The 16,776-nt window shown below is 48.4% G+C and carries 12 protein-coding genes, 17 tRNA genes and 3 rRNA genes; 3 read left to right on the top strand and 29 right to left on the bottom strand.

The window, feature by feature from the left end:
• Positions 1–9 precede the first annotated feature (9 nt).
• The gene (locus tag MHB82_RS01710) at positions 10–867 is read left to right on the top strand and encodes a CYTH domain-containing protein (RefSeq protein WP_095361658.1); all 858 of its coding nucleotides are present in this window, start codon (positions 10–12) and stop codon (positions 865–867) included.
• A gap of 207 nt (positions 868–1,074) precedes the next feature.
• On the opposite strand, the gene MHB82_RS01705 is transcribed toward MHB82_RS01710, so the two are convergent.
• From MHB82_RS01705 to MHB82_RS01585, 25 genes are all read right to left on the bottom strand, one after another.
• The gene (locus MHB82_RS01705) at positions 1,075–1,716 is read right to left on the bottom strand and encodes a short chain dehydrogenase (protein ID WP_341173654.1); all 642 of its coding nucleotides are present in this window, start codon (positions 1,714–1,716) and stop codon (positions 1,075–1,077) included.
• Positions 1,717–1,875: 159 nt separating this feature from the next.
• Positions 1,876–1,946: transfer RNA gene (locus MHB82_RS01700), tRNA-Gly, on the bottom strand.
• A 14-nt stretch (positions 1,947–1,960) separates the two neighbouring features.
• Positions 1,961–2,034: transfer RNA gene (locus tag MHB82_RS01695), tRNA-Pro, on the bottom strand.
• Positions 2,035–2,050: 16 nt separating this feature from the next.
• A tRNA-Arg gene (locus MHB82_RS01690) sits at positions 2,051–2,127 on the bottom strand.
• A gap of 9 nt (positions 2,128–2,136) precedes the next feature.
• A tRNA-Gly gene (locus tag MHB82_RS01685) sits at positions 2,137–2,211 on the bottom strand.
• 8 nt (positions 2,212–2,219) lie between these two features.
• Positions 2,220–2,307, bottom strand: a tRNA-Leu gene (locus tag MHB82_RS01680).
• Positions 2,308–2,317: 10 nt separating this feature from the next.
• A tRNA-Lys gene (locus tag MHB82_RS01675) sits at positions 2,318–2,393 on the bottom strand.
• 9 nt (positions 2,394–2,402) lie between these two features.
• Positions 2,403–2,477: transfer RNA gene (locus MHB82_RS01670), tRNA-Gln, on the bottom strand.
• Positions 2,478–2,486: 9 nt separating this feature from the next.
• Positions 2,487–2,562 (bottom strand) — tRNA-His (locus MHB82_RS01665).
• Between the two features lie 86 nt (positions 2,563–2,648).
• Positions 2,649–2,724: transfer RNA gene (locus tag MHB82_RS01660), tRNA-Thr, on the bottom strand.
• A gap of 28 nt (positions 2,725–2,752) precedes the next feature.
• A tRNA-Asp gene (locus MHB82_RS01655) sits at positions 2,753–2,830 on the bottom strand.
• 27 nt (positions 2,831–2,857) lie between these two features.
• Positions 2,858–2,931: transfer RNA gene (locus tag MHB82_RS01650), tRNA-Met, on the bottom strand.
• A gap of 17 nt (positions 2,932–2,948) precedes the next feature.
• Positions 2,949–3,024 (bottom strand) — tRNA-Val (locus MHB82_RS01645).
• Positions 3,025–3,031: 7 nt separating this feature from the next.
• A tRNA-Glu gene (locus MHB82_RS01640) sits at positions 3,032–3,103 on the bottom strand.
• Between the two features lie 16 nt (positions 3,104–3,119).
• Positions 3,120–3,211: transfer RNA gene (locus tag MHB82_RS01635), tRNA-Ser, on the bottom strand.
• Positions 3,212–3,214: 3 nt separating this feature from the next.
• Positions 3,215–3,290 (bottom strand) — tRNA-Asn (locus MHB82_RS01630).
• 1 nt (position 3,291) lies between these two features.
• Positions 3,292–3,367: transfer RNA gene (locus MHB82_RS01625), tRNA-Ala, on the bottom strand.
• A 22-nt stretch (positions 3,368–3,389) separates the two neighbouring features.
• Positions 3,390–3,466 (bottom strand) — tRNA-Ile (locus tag MHB82_RS01620).
• Between the two features lie 57 nt (positions 3,467–3,523).
• Positions 3,524–3,640, bottom strand: a 5S ribosomal RNA gene (gene rrf, locus MHB82_RS01615).
• Positions 3,641–3,775: 135 nt separating this feature from the next.
• Positions 3,776–6,702, bottom strand: a 23S ribosomal RNA gene (locus tag MHB82_RS01610).
• 247 nt (positions 6,703–6,949) lie between these two features.
• Positions 6,950–8,501: ribosomal RNA gene (locus tag MHB82_RS01605) — 16S ribosomal RNA — on the bottom strand.
• The 16S, 23S and 5S rRNA genes sit together here with 17 tRNA genes alongside, the layout of an rRNA operon.
• 518 nt (positions 8,502–9,019) lie before the next feature.
• Positions 9,020–9,988: an arginase gene (gene rocF, locus MHB82_RS01600; protein WP_341173653.1), complete on the bottom strand. Its 969-nt coding sequence runs from the start codon at positions 9,986–9,988 to the stop codon at positions 9,020–9,022.
• Positions 9,989–10,075: 87 nt separating this feature from the next.
• Positions 10,076–11,269: an ornithine--oxo-acid transaminase gene (locus MHB82_RS01595; protein WP_341173652.1), complete on the bottom strand. Its 1,194-nt coding sequence runs from the start codon at positions 11,267–11,269 to the stop codon at positions 10,076–10,078.
• A gap of 125 nt (positions 11,270–11,394) precedes the next feature.
• Positions 11,395–12,051: an amino acid ABC transporter permease gene (locus MHB82_RS01590; protein ID WP_341173651.1), complete on the bottom strand. Its 657-nt coding sequence runs from the start codon at positions 12,049–12,051 to the stop codon at positions 11,395–11,397.
• Positions 12,052–12,074: 23 nt separating this feature from the next.
• Complete coding sequence (locus tag MHB82_RS01585; protein ID WP_341173650.1) at positions 12,075–12,896, bottom strand: transporter substrate-binding domain-containing protein; 822 nt, start codon at positions 12,894–12,896, stop codon at positions 12,075–12,077.
• Positions 12,897–13,220: 324 nt separating this feature from the next.
• On the opposite strand from MHB82_RS01585, the gene MHB82_RS01580 reads away from it, so the two are divergent.
• On the top strand, positions 13,221–13,865 hold the full coding sequence (locus tag MHB82_RS01580) for a GntR family transcriptional regulator (RefSeq protein WP_095362349.1): 645 nt from the start codon (positions 13,221–13,223) through the stop codon (positions 13,863–13,865).
• A 113-nt stretch (positions 13,866–13,978) separates the two neighbouring features.
• Here the strand turns inward: MHB82_RS01580 and MHB82_RS01575 are convergent, their stop codons facing one another.
• Complete coding sequence (locus tag MHB82_RS01575; protein ID WP_341173649.1) at positions 13,979–14,704, bottom strand: class I SAM-dependent methyltransferase; 726 nt, start codon at positions 14,702–14,704, stop codon at positions 13,979–13,981.
• A 164-nt stretch (positions 14,705–14,868) separates the two neighbouring features.
• Between MHB82_RS01575 and MHB82_RS01570 the strand changes: the two genes are divergently transcribed.
• Positions 14,869–15,213, top strand: coding sequence for a hypothetical protein (locus tag MHB82_RS01570; RefSeq protein WP_095362347.1), 345 nt, complete (start codon positions 14,869–14,871; stop codon positions 15,211–15,213).
• A 214-nt stretch (positions 15,214–15,427) separates the two neighbouring features.
• Here the strand turns inward: MHB82_RS01570 and MHB82_RS01565 are convergent, their stop codons facing one another.
• The 3 genes from MHB82_RS01565 to MHB82_RS01555 form a co-directional block, all read right to left on the bottom strand.
• Positions 15,428–15,655 (bottom strand): cold-shock protein, encoded by a 228-nt coding sequence (locus MHB82_RS01565; protein WP_095362346.1) that lies wholly within the window; start codon positions 15,653–15,655, stop codon positions 15,428–15,430.
• Between the two features lie 188 nt (positions 15,656–15,843).
• Positions 15,844–16,044 (bottom strand): cold-shock protein, encoded by a 201-nt coding sequence (locus MHB82_RS01560; protein WP_024633772.1) that lies wholly within the window; start codon positions 16,042–16,044, stop codon positions 15,844–15,846.
• 393 nt (positions 16,045–16,437) lie between these two features.
• On the bottom strand, positions 16,438–16,674 hold the full coding sequence (locus MHB82_RS01555; RefSeq protein WP_095293548.1) for a DUF6953 family protein: 237 nt from the start codon (positions 16,672–16,674) through the stop codon (positions 16,438–16,440).
• Between the last annotated feature and the right edge of the window lie 102 nt (positions 16,675–16,776).

The following is a 16,776-nucleotide window of genomic DNA, read 5'->3' as shown; positions in this document are numbered from 1 at the left end:
TGATTGGTTTTGAAAAAGTGGAAAAAGGTAACAACCTCATTGATGCTGAGTATTGTCACATTGGGGAGTAGTCTGGCGTTCCAGGCACCACAGGCTTCAGCGGCGGCCAATGCCGTACCTGCCTACGAAGTAAAGTTTCTGGCTAAACCGGAGCTGGTATTGAACTCTGATGGAACGCCTCGCAGTGAAGTTATTCAGACGTTGTCCCTGGATTCTACACCGAGAAACATCAGCGCTGAGTATTTTGACACCAATGCTCTGAATCTGAACCAAGCAGGATGGGATGTCCGTTTCCGGAAGAAGGATGACAAAAACAACTATGAATTGACCTACAAAAAGCGCTATCCCGTAATTAACGGTGACATTAACGCTGCACTGACCTTGGCTAATCAAGAGGGATTTGATGCATCAGATGATAACTATGAGGCTGAGATCGATTGGGGTTATGGCAAACAAACGCTGAGCTTCTCCAATACCAAAAAGGTGGATACCAAAGCTACAGGCGTTCAGCTTCCTTCCGAGAAGGATGCGCTCGATATGCTGCTGGACAAGCTGCCAGGCAAACTGAAAAACTGGTCCTCTTCCAACTGGGGTAAACAAACGCTCTCACAATCCCGTGCTCACGGCCCTGTAACGTTCCAACGCTATGAAGGAACATGGAATGGACAAGAGCTGACGTTTGAAGTATGGCCTATTCGTAACGCAGATGGGACAGGTTTCGAGAATCTTGTAGAGGTTTCTTTCAAAACCGAAGATGATGCAGCCGTATCCGGCCTGCGTACCGAGCTGCTGCAAGTGTTGGAAAGCAACAACTGGCTTATACCTGCCGATGGCTTGAAGACTCAAACGATTTTGGAAAGATACTAATCGCCTGGAATTGCAGAGCATAAATATAATCAAAAGGACATTAGCAGGTTTATCCTGTTAATGTCCTTTGTTATTTTTACTTTGGGCGTATCCTGAGTTATATCATCCTAATTCAAGCAAGCTTAGTTTTATGGAGATCATCTGCATGTAGCCCGCAGTAAACTTTCTGACGATTCAACGATCAATTGATCAGCCTACTCTGAATATTTAATATACTTTAAAGGTTTGTGCCGTTTCGATGCCCAGCGCACTTTGAATAAACGTATTAGCCACTCGTTCCACAGGTACCGGGTTAAAACCAATGAAAAAGTCTCTATATTTCTCAGCCGACTCTTCAAACAAATTAGGGCTGACCGAATTCAAACGAATACCTCTTGGCAATTCGTAGGCTGCCGCTTTGGCAAACGCATCAATTGCCCCGTTGGCCATAGCACTTGAAGCACCTTGTGCAATAGGATGGTCCTTGATAATACCACTAACCAGCGTGAAACTCCCATTGTTATTGACATAGTGTTGACCAATCAACACGATATTGACCTGACCCAGCAATTTACTCTGTACACTGATCATGTTGTTCTCAGGGGTCAGCTCTTCCAGTTTGGCATAATGTGTCTGCCCAGCAGCGACAATGACGTAATCAATATTTTGCACAGTATCAAAAAGAGCCTTAATGCTGTCCGTTGAAGTTATATCGACCTGATAATCACCTGAGCTTCTGCCTGCTGTAACCACTTCTACAGACAGCTCATTCAACTTGGCAACAATCGCCTTTCCTAACGTTCCATGTCCTCCAATAACAAGTGCCCTTTTCACACGATTCCTCCTCTTTAGATCTGAATCATCAATCATCCAGGATATTCCTTAATCTATCCATTTAAACAAATTCATCTGGGAAGAGCAAATTACTAAAGTCTGAGCTGTTCATATAAGATGAAGTGCACATGAGATTATAAATAAATAAATAAATAAATAAAAAAACCTCCTGCACAAGGCAAGAGGCTTACTGTAAGCGGGTGATGGGAATCGAACCCACGCTATTAGCTTGGAAGGCTAAAGTTCTACCATTGAACTACACCCGCATAATCATAAAAAATCGGGATGACACGATTTGAACATGCGACCCCCTGGTCCCAAACCAGGTGCTCTACCAAGCTGAGCTACATCCCGATATTAATGGAAATAATGGCGCGCCCTGAGAGATTCGAACTCCCGGCCTTTTGATTCGTAGTCAAACGCTCTATCCAGCTGAGCTAAGGGCGCATATATTATTGGAGCGGACGACGGGAATCGAACCCGCGACCCTCGCCTTGGCAAGGCGATGCTCTACCGCTGAGCCACGTCCGCAAAATATATGGTGCGGTCGAGAGGACTCGAACCTCCACGGGGGGTTAGCCCACACGGACCTGAACCGTGCGCGTCTGCCAATTCCGCCACGACCGCAAAATATAAATGGTGAGTCATGAAGGGCTCGAACCTTCGACACCCTGATTAAAAGTCAGGTGCTCTACCAACTGAGCTAATGACTCATAATAAAATGGCTGGGGATATAGGATTTGAACCTATGCATGACGGAGTCAAAGTCCGTTGCCTTACCGCTTGGCTAATCCCCAATAAAATCATGGGGCGATCGAGGGGAATTGAACCCCCGAATGCCGGATCCACAAACCGGTGCGTTAACCACTTCGCCACGATCGCCATAATTCAACCTGAGAGTATCTCAGTATTCCCATCCTTGTCTATAATATACATTCTACTATAGATTAAGATGTGAAAGTAATAAATGGTGCCGGCGAGAGGACTTGAACCCCCAACCTACTGATTACAAGTCAGTTGCTCTACCAGTTGAGCTACACCGGCACGGTGTAAAGTGTGGAATTGATTAAAATGGCGGAACCGACGGGATTCGAACCCGCGATCTCCTGCGTGACAGGCAGGCATGTTAGGCCAACTACACCACGGTTCCAGATCACTTTCTCTTAGGAAAGTATAATTGCGGGGGCAGGATTTGAACCTGCGGCCTTCGGGTTATGAGCCCGACGAGCTACCGGGCTGCTCCACCCCGCGTCGTTATAAAAGTTATATGGTGGAGGCTGAGGGGCTCGAACCCCCGACCCTCTGCTTGTAAGGCAGATGCTCTCCCAGCTGAGCTAAGCCTCCATATCTATGACCCGTAGGGGATTCGAACCCCTGTTACCTCCGTGAAAGGGAGGTGTCTTAACCCCTTGACCAACGGGCCTCACTAAAAAATCTTCTGGCGGAGAGAGAGGGATTCGAACCCTCGAGACGCTTGTGGCGCCTACACGATTTCCAATCGTGCTCCTTCGGCCAACTCGGACACCTCTCCATATGGCTCCCCGAACAGGACTCGAACCTGTGACAACTCGATTAACAGTCGAGTGCTCTACCAACTGAGCTATCAGGGAATGGTGGAGCCAAGCGGGATCGAACCGCTGACCTCCTGCTTGCAAGGCAGGCGCTCTCCCAGCTGAGCTATGGCCCCACGTTTATCTGGTGAATCATTATGGTGGGCCCTGGTGGACTCGAACCACCGACCTCACCCTTATCAGAGGTGCGCTCTAACCAACTGAGCTAAGGGCCCGTATATAAATCCCTTTTTCTCTACGAGGGGGGCAAAAAAAATACCCCAAAGGGAATCGCTTGGCAGCGTCCTACTCTCCCAGGACCCTTCGGTCCAAGTACCATCGGCGCTAGAGGGCTTAACGGTCGTGTTCGGGATGGGTACGTGTGGAACCCCTCCGCTATCGCCACCAAACGAGCATTTGTGTAACAAATGCATTTTGTGGAACTGAAAATCATACACACATTGGAGTGATGTACCGATTTTCATTTCAGAGATTATTCTCTGAAAACTAGATCCGAAACGAAACTTGCGACTAAAACCTGCAATTTGGATAAGCCCTCGACCGATTAGTACTGGTCAGCTCCATGCATTACTGCACTTCCACCCCCAGCCTATCTACCTCGTCGTCTTCAAGGGGTCTTACATACTGGGAAATCTCATCTTGAGGGGGGCTTCACGCTTAGATGCTTTCAGCGCTTATCCCGTCCGTACATAGCTACCCAGCGGTGCTCCTGGCGGAACAACTGGTACACCAGCGGTACGTCCATCCCGGTCCTCTCGTACTAAGGACAGCTCCTCTCAAATTTCCTACGCCCACGACAGATAGGGACCGAACTGTCTCACGACGTTCTGAACCCAGCTCGCGTACCGCTTTAATGGGCGAACAGCCCAACCCTTGGGACCTACTTCAGCCCCAGGATGCGATGAGCCGACATCGAGGTGCCAAACCTCCCCGTCGATGTGGACTCTTGGGGGAGATAAGCCTGTTATCCCCAGGGTAGCTTTTATCCGTTGAGCGATGGCCCTTCCATGCGGTACCACCGGATCACTAAGCCCGACTTTCGTCCCTGCTCGACTTGTAGGTCTCGCAGTCAAGCTCCCTTATGCCTTTGCACTCTTCGAATGATTTCCAACCATTCTGAGGGAACCTTTGGGCGCCTCCGTTACTCTTTAGGAGGCGACCGCCCCAGTCAAACTGCCCACCTGACACTGTCCCCGTACCCGCTAAGGGCACCAGGTTAGAACCTAGATACGATCAGGGTGGTATCCCAACGGTGCCTCCACACAAGCTGGCGCTCATGCTTCAAAGGCTCCCACCTATCCTGTACAGATCGTACCCAAATTCAATATCAAGCTGCAGTAAAGCTCCATGGGGTCTTTCCGTCTTGTCGCGGGTAACCTGCATCTTCACAGGTATTAAAATTTCACCGGATCTCTCGTTGAGACAGCGCCCAAGTCGTTACGCCATTCGTGCGGGTCAGAATTTACCTGACAAGGAATTTCGCTACCTTAGGACCGTTATAGTTACGGCCGCCGTTTACTGGGGCTTCGGTTCACAGCTTCGGGATTACTCCCTAACCGCTCCCCTTAACCTTCCAGCACCGGGCAGGCGTCAGCCCGTATACTTCGCCTTACGGCTTCGCACAGACCTGTGTTTTTGCTAAACAGTCGCTTGGGCCTTTTCACTGCGGCCCCCTCGTGCTATTCACACTACCGGGGCACCCCTTCTCCCGAAGTTACGGGGTCATTTTGCCGAGTTCCTTAACGAGAGTTCTTCCGCGCGCCTTAGAATTCTCTTCTCGCCTACCTGTGTCGGTTTGCGGTACGGGCACCTTCATCTGGCTAGAGGCTTTTCTTGGCAGTGTGAGATCATGACCTTCGCTACTGTAATTTTCACTCCCCATCACAGCTCAGCCTTAGATGTGCGGATTTGCCTACACATCAGCCTTACTGCTTGGACAGACATCCATCCGTCTGCGTCACTACCCTACTGCGTCCCCCCATCGCTCGTAACGATTTACGGTGGTACAGGAATTTCGACCTGTTGTCCTTCGACTACGCCTTTCGGCCTCGCCTTAGGTCCCGACTTACCCTGAGCGGACGAGCCTTCCTCAGGAACCCTTAGGCTTTCGGCGGATCAGATTCTCACTGATCTTTTCGTTACTCATACCGGCATTCTCACTTGTATAATGTCCAGCGCTCCTTACGGTACACCTTCAACCCTTATACAACGCTCCCCTACCCCTGATGCAAAGCATCAAGCCATAGCTTCGGTGGTGTGTTTAGCCCCGTTACATTTTCGGCGCAGAGTCACTCGACCAGTGAGCTATTACGCACTCTTTCAATGGTGGCTGCTTCTAAGCCAACATCCTGGTTGTCTGTGCAACTCCACATCCTTTCCCACTTAACACACACTTGGGGACCTTAGCTGATGGTCTGGGCTGTTTCCCTTTTGACAATGGATCTTAGCACTCACTGTCTGACTCCCGGAAGTAAGTCTATGGCATTCGGAGTTTGACTGAGCTTGGTAACCCTTGCGGGCCCCGCACCCAATCAGTGCTCTACCTCCACGACTCTGTTTTCCGAGGCTAGCCCTAAAGCTATTTCGGGGAGAACCAGCTATCTCCGAGTTCGATTGGAATTTCTCCGCTACCCCCACCTCATCCCCGCACTTTTCAACGTGCGTGGGTTCGGGCCTCCAGTGCGTGTTACCGCACCTTCACCCTGGACAGGGGTAGATCACCCGGTTTCGGGTCTACGTCCACGTACTAACTCGCCCTATTCAGACTCGCTTTCGCTGCGGCTCCGGCTCTTCACCTTAACCTTGCACGGGAACGTAACTCGCCGGTTCATTCTACAAAAGGCACGCCATCACCCCTAAAATGGGCTCTGACTTCTTGTAAGCACACGGTTTCAGGTTCTATTTCACTCCCCTTCCGGGGTGCTTTTCACCTTTCCCTCACGGTACTGCTTCACTATCGGTCGCTAGGAAGTATTTAGCCTTGGCAGATGGTCCTGCCGGATTCATACGGGGTTTCACGTGCCCCGCACTACTCGGGATCCGTCTCGGAGAGAGCAGACTTTCAATTACAGGGCTTTTACCTTCTTTGGCGGGCCTTTCCAGACCTCTTCGTTTAACCGGCTCCTTTGTAACTCCATGTGAGACGTCCCACAACCCCAGAGAGCAAGCTCTCTGGTTTGGGCTGTTCCGCGTTCGCTCGCCGCTACTGACGGAATCACTATTGTTTTCTCTTCCTCAAGGTACTTAGATGTTTCAGTTCCCCTGGTATGCCTCTACATAACCTATGTATTCAGTTATGAGTAACTGGATATTACCCCAGCTGGGTTTCCCCATTCGGACATCCCCGGATCAAAGCTTGCTTACAGCTCCCCGAGGCAGTATCGTTGTTCGCCACGTCCTTCATCGGCTCCTAGCGCCTAGGCATCCTCCGTGTGCTCTTAGTAGCTTAACCAATTGCTCCAGTGGAGCAATGCAGTTATCACTATTATTTGAAACTTGTTTAACACAAGTTCAGCTAAAAGGAATGTTCTAATTCGCAATTTTCGTTTCGATATCTAGTTTTCAAAGAACAAGCTCCATGCAAAAGCAAGCTGTTTTGAGAGTTTGAGCTCTCAAAACTGAGCAACGAGTGAGCAACTAGCCGACCTGGCTAGATTTTAGATTTGAATGTCTTCGTTACAGAAGACGATTCTCCATAGAAAGGAGGTGATCCAGCCGCACCTTCCGATACGGCTACCTTGTTACGACTTCACCCCAATCATCTATCCCACCTTCGGCGGCTGGCTCCTTGCGGTTACCCCACCGACTTCGGGTGTTATAAACTCTCGTGGTGTGACGGGCGGTGTGTACAAGACCCGGGAACGTATTCACCGCGGCATGCTGATCCGCGATTACTAGCAATTCCGACTTCATGCAGGCGAGTTGCAGCCTGCAATCCGAACTGAGACCGGCTTTTTAGGATTCGTTCCACCTCGCGGCTTCACAGCCCGTTGTACCGGCCATTGTAGTACGTGTGTAGCCCAGGTCATAAGGGGCATGATGATTTGACGTCATCCCCACCTTCCTCCGGTTTGTCACCGGCAGTCACCTTAGAGTGCCCACCCGAAGTGCTGGCAACTAAGATCAAGGGTTGCGCTCGTTGCGGGACTTAACCCAACATCTCACGACACGAGCTGACGACAACCATGCACCACCTGTCTCCTCTGTCCCGAAGGAAAGCCCTATCTCTAGGACGGTCAGAGGGATGTCAAGACCTGGTAAGGTTCTTCGCGTTGCTTCGAATTAAACCACATACTCCACTGCTTGTGCGGGTCCCCGTCAATTCCTTTGAGTTTCAGTCTTGCGACCGTACTCCCCAGGCGGAATGCTTAATGTGTTAACTTCGGCACCAAGGGTATCGAAACCCCTAACACCTAGCATTCATCGTTTACGGCGTGGACTACCAGGGTATCTAATCCTGTTTGCTCCCCACGCTTTCGCGCCTCAGCGTCAGTTACAGCCCAGAGAGTCGCCTTCGCCACTGGTGTTCCTCCACATCTCTACGCATTTCACCGCTACACGTGGAATTCCACTCTCCTCTTCTGCACTCAAGTCACCCAGTTTCCAGTGCGATCCGGGGTTGAGCCCCGGGATTAAACACCAGACTTAAATGACCGCCTGCGCGCGCTTTACGCCCAATAATTCCGGACAACGCTTGCCCCCTACGTATTACCGCGGCTGCTGGCACGTAGTTAGCCGGGGCTTTCTTCTCAGGTACCGTCACTCCTTGAGCAGTTACTCTCAAGGACGTTCTTCCCTGGCAACAGAGCTTTACGATCCGAAAACCTTCATCACTCACGCGGCATTGCTCCGTCAGGCTTTCGCCCATTGCGGAAGATTCCCTACTGCTGCCTCCCGTAGGAGTCTGGGCCGTGTCTCAGTCCCAGTGTGGCCGATCACCCTCTCAGGTCGGCTACGCATCGTCGCCTTGGTGAGCCGTTACCTCACCAACTAGCTAATGCGCCGCAGGCCCATCCTCAAGTGACAGATTGCTCCGTCTTTCCAGCTTCCTTCAGGCGAAGAAAGCAAGTATTCGGTATTAGCTACCGTTTCCGGTAGTTGTCCCAAGCTTGAGGGCAGGTTGCCTACGTGTTACTCACCCGTCCGCCGCTAACCATCAGAGAAGCAAGCTTCTCTTCAAGTCCGCTCGACTTGCATGTATTAGGCATGCCGCCAGCGTTCGTCCTGAGCCAGGATCAAACTCTCCAATAAAGTATTGAAAAGAGCGATTAGCTCATTTTGAATCTGACGAGATTAAAAATCTCATTGTTGATCTTGCAAGCAAGATCATTTACTCACTCGTTGTTCAGTTTTCAAAGATCAAACGTCGTTTGCGTCCGAGTGTTGTTCTCTTCAGCAACTTTTATATCTTATCACATCCGAACCAATTTAGCAAGCACTTTTTTTAAGTTTCTTTCGAAGCTTTTCAGTTTGCTTACCGCACCGTGTTTCTTGTGTTTTCTTGGCCGGAATTAGAATATACCATGTAGAGTTTAATTATGCAAGTACTTTTTTCGAAAAAAGTTAAAACCATATTTGTAACCTTCTAACCCTGTCTTCCACGGCACACTCAATTCATTTATAAGAGAATAACAAAAAGCCAGAAAAGCCTCTCTCCCTCCTTCAAGGAAGGCACGTTCGAGACTCGGTTCCGGCTTTTCATAAAACTTCTTCCTTCTATATAAGAGACTTCTTAGGACCATGCGATCTTTCCACTCCATTGTAACTCATTACAATATGCGTTTCCCCAGCAGCGACGCAATGAGTTCTACCCCCAACCTCGCAGTGTGTCTATTATGATCGAATAACGGATTGACCTCCACAAGTTCCATAGAGGTAATACGATTCGTGGAAGCCAGTAACTCCAGTGCAAAATGCGCTTCACGGTAGTTCAACCCTCCCGGGACCGGTGTACCCACCCCTGGTGCTTCACGAGGATCGAGGCAATCCATATCGAAGCTAAGATGAATCCCGTCACTTCCCTTTCCTGCCACAGCCACCGCTTGTTCGACAACCCACTGGATTCCCATTCGGTCTATATCATGCATTGTGAAGCTTTTGATTCCATGTGCTCTAATCTGCTCTTTCTCATACTCATCAATATCCCGCAACCCGACGTACACCAGATTGGAAGGATTAATAAATGGACCAACCCCAGGGATATGGGATAAATTAAACACCGAATGTCCCAGTGCCGCAGCCAGACTCATCCCATGCATGTTACCAGACAAACTGCGCTCCTCGGTATTCAGGTCAGCATGAGCATCGAACCAGATTACACCCAAGTTTGAATAATGAGAAGTTAACCCCGCCATAGTACCGATTGCCACACTGTGGTCTCCTCCGAGAACAAGCGGGAACACACCCCCTGCTACCACACGCGACACTTCGGCGCACACCCGCTCACTCACTTGGCGTACTTCACGCAAATATTTAGCACGATTACGGTCAATTGGTGCATCAGCTACCAACGGACATTCCACACGCACTTCCTCCGTCAGAACTAATCCGAGTCTCGCAATCTCCCGCTTCAGCCCAGCTGTAATCAGCTCATCCGGACCTAACTCTGCACCCCCGCGAGCACCCCCGAGGCCAAAAGGAACTTTAATAACAGCCACCTGGCGCTGCTCCTTAGAACTTAACCCCATTTCAATAGCAGTTTCCAGCTTGCCTGCAGTTTCCGTATTATGATTCCCCATACAGATCAGCCCCTTCGCGGCTTATTTCTAAAGCAATGAGTTATAATTAGAACCGATCTCTCATCCGCCTATCCAGACTCCCATCCCTTAATCCTTTAAGACCTCCTTAATTCTTTCTAATGCCCAATTGATTTCATCTTCCGTTATGGTAAGAGGGGGTGCAAAGCGAATCGTTGTCTCATGCGTTTCCTTGCACAGCAATCCTGCTGTCATTAGTTGCTCGCAATATGGACGGGCAGGCACTTGAAGTTCGACACCTATAAACAACCCTTTTCCTCGTACCTCTTTTACCGCAGCGCTCCTAATCCCCCTGAGATGTTGCATAAAATAATTCCCCAGACGCTCCGATCGCTCTGCCAGTCGTTCATCTTCCAATACCTGCAGCGCCGCAACAGCCACCGCACAAGCAAGCGGATTGCCTCCAAATGTGGAGCCATGTGAGCCAGGCTCGAACAAATCAAGGATCTCTGCATCTGCTGCCACAGCCGAGATCGGCATAATTCCTCCACCAAGCGCTTTACCCATGATCCAGAGATCAGGTATTGCCCCTTCCCAATCAGAAGCAAAACGGCGTCCCGTTCGACCAAAACCCGTCTGGATCTCATCCGCCACCGTTAACACCTGCATTTTCTTACATAGTTCAAAAGCCTCCGCAAGGTATCCATCCGGCGGGATGATTATACCTGCCTCACCCTGAATCGGCTCCACCAGAAACGCCGCAGTATTTGGAGTGATCGCTTGCCTCAATGCATCGATGTCTCCATAAGGAATAATGCGAAATCCGGGAGTGAATGGACCAAAGTCCTTTTGGTACGCAGTTGAAGAGGAGAAAGACGTGACTGTCAACGTTCTTCCATGGAAGTTACCGGAGCAGACGATAATTTCAGCTTGATTTTCTGGGACACCTTTACAACGATAGGCCCATCTGCGCACAGCCTTAACTGCCGTTTCCACTGCTTCAGCACCCGTATTCATCGCAAGAATCTTCGTTTTGCCAGTAAATTGCGAGAGTTTCTGATAAAAAAGGGAGGCTGCACTGCTGTGAAACGCCCGCGAAGTCAACGTAACCCGGTCAGCCTGATCCTTCAGCGCCTGAATAATCACAGGATGCCTATGTCCATGGTTCAACGCCGAATATGCACTTAGCATATCCATGTATCGACGACCTTCAGGGTCTTGAACCCAAACCCCCTCGGCTGTTTCAATGACAATCGGGAGCGGATGATAGTTAGGCGCAGCATATTGTTCCGACCATTCCAACCATTTTTGAGAGTCTGACATTACTCCTCAGCACCTCCTGCCGATCTGTATACAAAATACAATATCAATGTATGCTCAGCCTTCTCTATTTACGACCCCTTCACCACCAATTCCACCATAGCCCTGGTACAGCGGGTAAATCTCAATTAACGGGAAGCAGAGAGCCTCCGTTCTACCCAGGCAAGCAGATTAGCCAGCGTAAATGTGATCACAAAATAGAGTGCAGCAGCCACGAGGAGCGGTGCGAGTGGTTGAAAGGTAACACCTTGAACAGATCTGGCCGTGTAGATAATCTCGGCAATCCCAATCATGGAGACAAGGGAAGAATCTTTAATAATGATAATGAATTCATTACCGATTGCCGGCAGCATGTTGCGAAACGCCTGAGGCAGTATAATGTAGCGAAGCGTCATGCCATGGGTGAAACCAAGTGAACGAGCAGCTTCTGTCTGCCCTTTGTCAATTGCCTGGATTCCTGCCCGAAACACTTCCGCCATATAAGCAGAACTATTAATGGTTAGTGCCACAACCCCTGACATAAATGCCGGCAAATTGATGCCGATCACCGTCAGACCATAGTGAATGATAAGAATTTGCACCAGCATCGGTGTACCCCGAATGAGTTCAATATAGGCTGATGCCAAAAATTTGAATGGCCACACACGTGATATACGCAGTAGTGCAACCAAAACCCCAAGGATGGTGCCCAGCAGGACGCCAAAGAAAGACAATTCCAACGTCACCCACGCACTTCTTGCGTAATCCTGCCAATGATCCGATAAAAACGAAAAATCTAAATTCACGGCATATCCCTCACTCGCCAGGCTTAGTCCCCAACCAACTCATTAGCTTCAATGACGAAACGTTCGATGTCACCGTTACTTTTGAGCTTCTGGAGTGTAGCGTTAATTTGTTTCACCAACTCCTCATTTCCTTTTTTGACGGCAATTGCCGATCCAGCTTCATCTTCGGCTTGTTCAATCTTTACGTCCGACAAGGCAAGTCCCTGCTGATTCTTCACATACTGTTCCGCTACCGGCTTCTCCAAAATGAGCGCATCCACGCGGCCAGTCTGCAATTCCAGAATTAGCTCAGGTATTTTCGCTAGGGATGTGAGTTTGGCACCATCTATCCCTTGAGCAATCCCTTCTTGAATGGAGCTTTTCTGCACACCGACCTGCTTGCCTGACAGATCATTCAGCGAACCTAACGCTCCACCCTCACCCTCCCGGACAAGCACTGCCTGTTCTGCATAGTAATAGATATCCGTGAAATCCACGTTCTCCTTCCGCTCTTCGGTTGGGGTTAGGCCCGAGATCACAAAATCCACCTTTTCTGTGTCCAGCGCCATGAGGAGACCATCAAAATCCATGTCTTCAATCTTCAACTCGGCCCCCATATCCGCCGCAATAGCTTTGGCAATCTCGATATCGAAACCAACTATTGTGTCTTTGCCATCGATGCTCTTATGAAACTCATAGGGTGCGTAATCTGCGCTGGTACCAAGTACAATGACTTCCTTCTCTGTTCCGTCGCCTTCAGCGGTCGAGGCTGGAGCCGAAGGATTACCTGCTGTCCGTTCCTGCCCACAAGCCGACATGATCGCAACCATCAACGACAACAACACCGGTAAAAGAATTCGTTTCACAGAGCATACCCCTATTCTTTTTTTGGAATGATACACATCTGAATCTGTATACAATATACAACGTACTATATAAGGAACTTTATGTAAGTTATACTAACAAATATTTGCATTTTCAGCAATAACTTTCAACCATTTATGGACTTATATTCCATTATACGTAACATATCTAACACTTAAATAACATTAAATAGGCATTTAAGTTAGCTTGCCCAACTTCCCCCTCGGTGTTAAGATGATAAAAACTTATAACACCTGAACGGCGCACCACACTTGGGCCTAGCTCGCACATCCTATCATTACTATATACAGAAGGAGGAATTCGGTATGGAATTACCTAAATACCGTTCCTTGAAAGATCACGTTTACGACTATATCGCCCAGAAGATTCAGGACGGAACACTGCTCCCCAATCAGAAGATCAACGAAGCAGAGATATGCAAAAAGCTGGACATCAGTCGCACTCCGACAAGAGAGGCGCTGTTTCAGCTTGCATCAGACAATCTGCTGCAATATATTCCGCGCCGGGGTTTTATTGTTGCTCCTTTTGATTCTGGCAAAAAGCTTGAATTCTCCCAGGCCATCGGGGTACTGGAAGCTCTCGCCGCCACACTGGCAGCTGATCATTTGAGATCATCCGACCTACTTGAGATGGAAGCACTTATCGCAAGAATGGATGAAGACATTGCTCAGCTCGATCTTACCGCCTATAGTAAAGACCAATATCAATTTCACAACTTGTACATCCAGCGATGTGGCAATTCAACCGTTATTGAAATGTTGGATACATTGAAAAACAGCTTCATTCGCCAGTCCTATGTAAGTGACAACAAATCGAAGTTATCCGGGGTTCTTCAGCAGGTTAACGAGGAACATCGCCAGATTCTTAACGCCTTCCGTACCAACGACAAACCGCAATTGGAGTCCCTCCTCAAACATCACTGGCGAATTATCGACAACGATATGCTGTAATCACTTCCCGGGCCGGCATTCAAACTGCAGTACAAAAAGGCAACTCACCCTGTGAGTTGCCTTATCCTTTTCTCACACCAATACCTTACGCTTAAGTTCACCTTCATCAGCATTCATCTCTCGTCAGGCGGGACCTTTGCATCAAAAACGGCATAACCCAACCTTTTACCGTATCTCGCCAGCAATTGGTCATTGGTTTCACTCATGCGCTGGACCTGTTCGTCCTCAAACATAGCCATGTCCAGTTCCCGGTACGGATCATGATCCACTCCCCATTTCCCCATGGAGCGAGAGTGCTCACGAACCAACACGCTGGTAAATCCGCACTGTTTGAGCCGCTTCTTCCATACCGTCATGGTGGCCAGTGTCCTCATTCCATAAAAACGCTTCAACCTGCGGCTCATCAGATCAGTTTTCCGTCCGCACAAAACCATCTCCCTGTCAATCAAACGCCCTCCCGGTTTCAAAACCCGCTTATATTCGGAGAGCGCAGCGCGCCAGCGAGTAAATATCGTAACCGACTCTACAAACACCACATCAAATCGATGATCCGCAAAAGGTAACGCAGTGACATCTGCCTGAATAAAACGAATATCCAGCCGTTCACGTCTTGCTCTTCTGACCGCTTTCTCCAGCATCTGACGGTGAAGATCAATCGCCGTCACCCGATACCCATTCCGAGCGAGATAACATGCCGTCCTCCCTGTACCACATCCTACTTCCAATACTTGCCCCCGTTCAGGAAGAGACAAGGAATCGATTAATTGCACTGTCGCCATGAATCCGCCAGGATGCGCACTTCCTTCACCGAGTTTAGCCAATAAATCATGATAATCCAAAGTTTCCAGCCCCCTTCCCTCCTCCAGTGTATGGAGCAATGACAAAAGCGGCACATCCCTATACATTTTCCGGGTACTCGTCCATACCAATTCACTCTTTTTTTACTATGATATACAAACCGTTGATTCCAAGCGGCAAACCGCAAAATCTGAGGAGGATATGCATGCACAGAATTCATCCGGTATGTGAAGAGACGGTGTCTCCGCACGTTGGACGCCCGGTATGTATGATTATGAAAGATGGCAAGCACATATACGGTACACTTGGAGGCTGCCGGGATGGCAAGATTTATGTCAGCGGAAGTTTCGAAGGCCCACGCTTGTGCTCTGTAAAATCCAAACAGCAGCTGCGCAGAAAAGGGAAAAACAACGCAGTTACCGCAAAAAGAGTAAAGTCTTCCGCTTATGGCCCTTACGGATACGGGTACGGCGGGGGTTACGGATACGGGGCCGGATATGATTTGGCGCTGGTAACCACATTATTCTTGCTTCCATTCCTTTTCATCTAAGCAAGCATACTCACTAGCTATTTTAAAATAAAAACGCCCCTCATGATGGTACTGCCATGAGGGGTGTTTGTTATATTTCAATATTTTAAAACGTATAAAAAAGGCATTCGCCAAAACGAATGCCGGGAACTTCATATTTCATTACCCGTACCTTTGCACAAGATGTCAGATCTGAGTTAAAAAAAAACACCTCGTTAGAGGCGGGTAAGCTATGTTAAATCCGAGTTCCTTTAGACATCGTCTTCATGTTACTGTTCGAATTTTCAAGCAATGGCAGCATCCTAGTCGTGCTAACCATCTCAGAAGCACATATCGGACAAGTAGGCACGCTATCAAACGCAAAATTGTCCCGCATCCATCCTTTGCACGTTTCACTCGTACACTCCCAGATTGCCGCATCCGCTTGTGGAATTTCTTCCAATGGCTTTTTGCGATTATACATGACTTCTACCCCCTTGTTATGGAAAGACATCTAACCGACGTTATTTCACAGAAGCCTATACTTAGCGGAAGTCTTGAACCCGCTGGGCTACTGCTTCGACAAACTTATTGGGCCGACTTACATCTATCTGCTCAAAAAAAAGAAGCTGCCTTTACCATTATAACATGTTAAAGGCAGCTATGCTTTAATTACAGTTTTACAACTTCTTCTGCTTGAGGACCACGGTTTCCTTGTACAATTTTAAATTGCACGCGTTGACCTTCGTCCAGCGTTTTAAAGCCTTCGCCTGTAATAGCGCTGAAGTGTACGAATACATCTTCTCCGCCTTCAACTTCGATGAAACCGAAGCCTTTATCAGCGTTGAACCATTTTACTGTTCCGTTTTGCATGTGAATTACACCTCCAAATAAAGATTAACATGTTCCTTTGTTCTTTGCAGCAAGCAAATAAAAATTCACACATTGAAAAAGGTACCAGTCATAACCTATAAGTGATCGCCCTTTACAATATGTGAATTAGGTTTTCCACTCTCTCTACAACTTGTTCTTATTATAACTCTAATTCTGCCAAAAAGCAAATCTTTGTATTTTCTTTTCAAACAGCTTTGGAAATACATGTTATTCGTGCTGCCGTGGACAAGTCTTGTTCAAAAGCACATCCCCTGCTGTGCGGTCTTATGAAAGGATATGCAGATCTGAACCAACTTATACACTTTTTATAAAATATTTTGGCATGCATATCCATTTCAATTAGATTCACTCATCCTATACATCCAAATGAACCTACGTCCAAGCCCACATAAAGGCATCCCGATCCCAGGCGATCTGCCCGCCATGGAGCTTTCGGAATGCTTTTTTCACTTCTTTGGATAAAGAAGCATTCCCGTTCTCATTAACAAAAACAAATTCATCACCAAAATGAGTCTTCACGTATTCAATTGCAGCTTCCTGCTTCAATGTTCCGGTAAACTTAATCTCCTGAACCATCCATTCGGCAACTTCTTGTGCTGTTTTTTCCATCCTTACTCACCTGCTGTCTATTCTAATGTGCGAAAGGGGCTGACACAGGAAACCGTATCCCATGTCACCCCTACCGCCAGACTGAAGTATAACACGAGTACA

The sequence above is a fragment of the Paenibacillus sp. FSL K6-2862 genome, from assembly GCF_038005125.1.
Lineage (GTDB): Bacteria > Bacillota > Bacilli > Paenibacillales > Paenibacillaceae > Paenibacillus > Paenibacillus illinoisensis_A.
This window is presented reverse-complemented; position numbering and strand designations above follow the sequence as displayed.

Excerpts from the sequence above, each read along its gene's own strand:
- MHB82_RS01705 (WP_341173654.1), bottom strand. The coding sequence starts at position 1,716 with ATGATTGATGATTCAGATCTAAAGAGGAGGAATCGTGTGAAAAGGGCA.
- rocF (WP_341173653.1), bottom strand. The coding sequence starts at position 9,988 with ATGGGGAATCATAATACGGAAACTGCAGGCAAGCTGGAAACTGCTATT.
- MHB82_RS01595 (WP_341173652.1), bottom strand. The coding sequence starts at position 11,269 with ATGTCAGACTCTCAAAAATGGTTGGAATGGTCGGAACAATATGCTGCG.
- MHB82_RS01580 (WP_095362349.1), top strand. The coding sequence starts at position 13,221 with ATGGAATTACCTAAATACCGTTCCTTGAAAGATCACGTTTACGACTAT.
- MHB82_RS01570 (WP_095362347.1), top strand. The coding sequence starts at position 14,869 with ATGCACAGAATTCATCCGGTATGTGAAGAGACGGTGTCTCCGCACGTT.
- MHB82_RS01565 (WP_095362346.1), bottom strand. The coding sequence starts at position 15,655 with ATGTATAATCGCAAAAAGCCATTGGAAGAAATTCCACAAGCGGATGCG.
- MHB82_RS01560 (WP_024633772.1), bottom strand. The coding sequence starts at position 16,044 with ATGCAAAACGGAACAGTAAAATGGTTCAACGCTGATAAAGGCTTCGGT.
- MHB82_RS01555 (WP_095293548.1), bottom strand. The coding sequence starts at position 16,674 with ATGGAAAAAACAGCACAAGAAGTTGCCGAATGGATGGTTCAGGAGATT.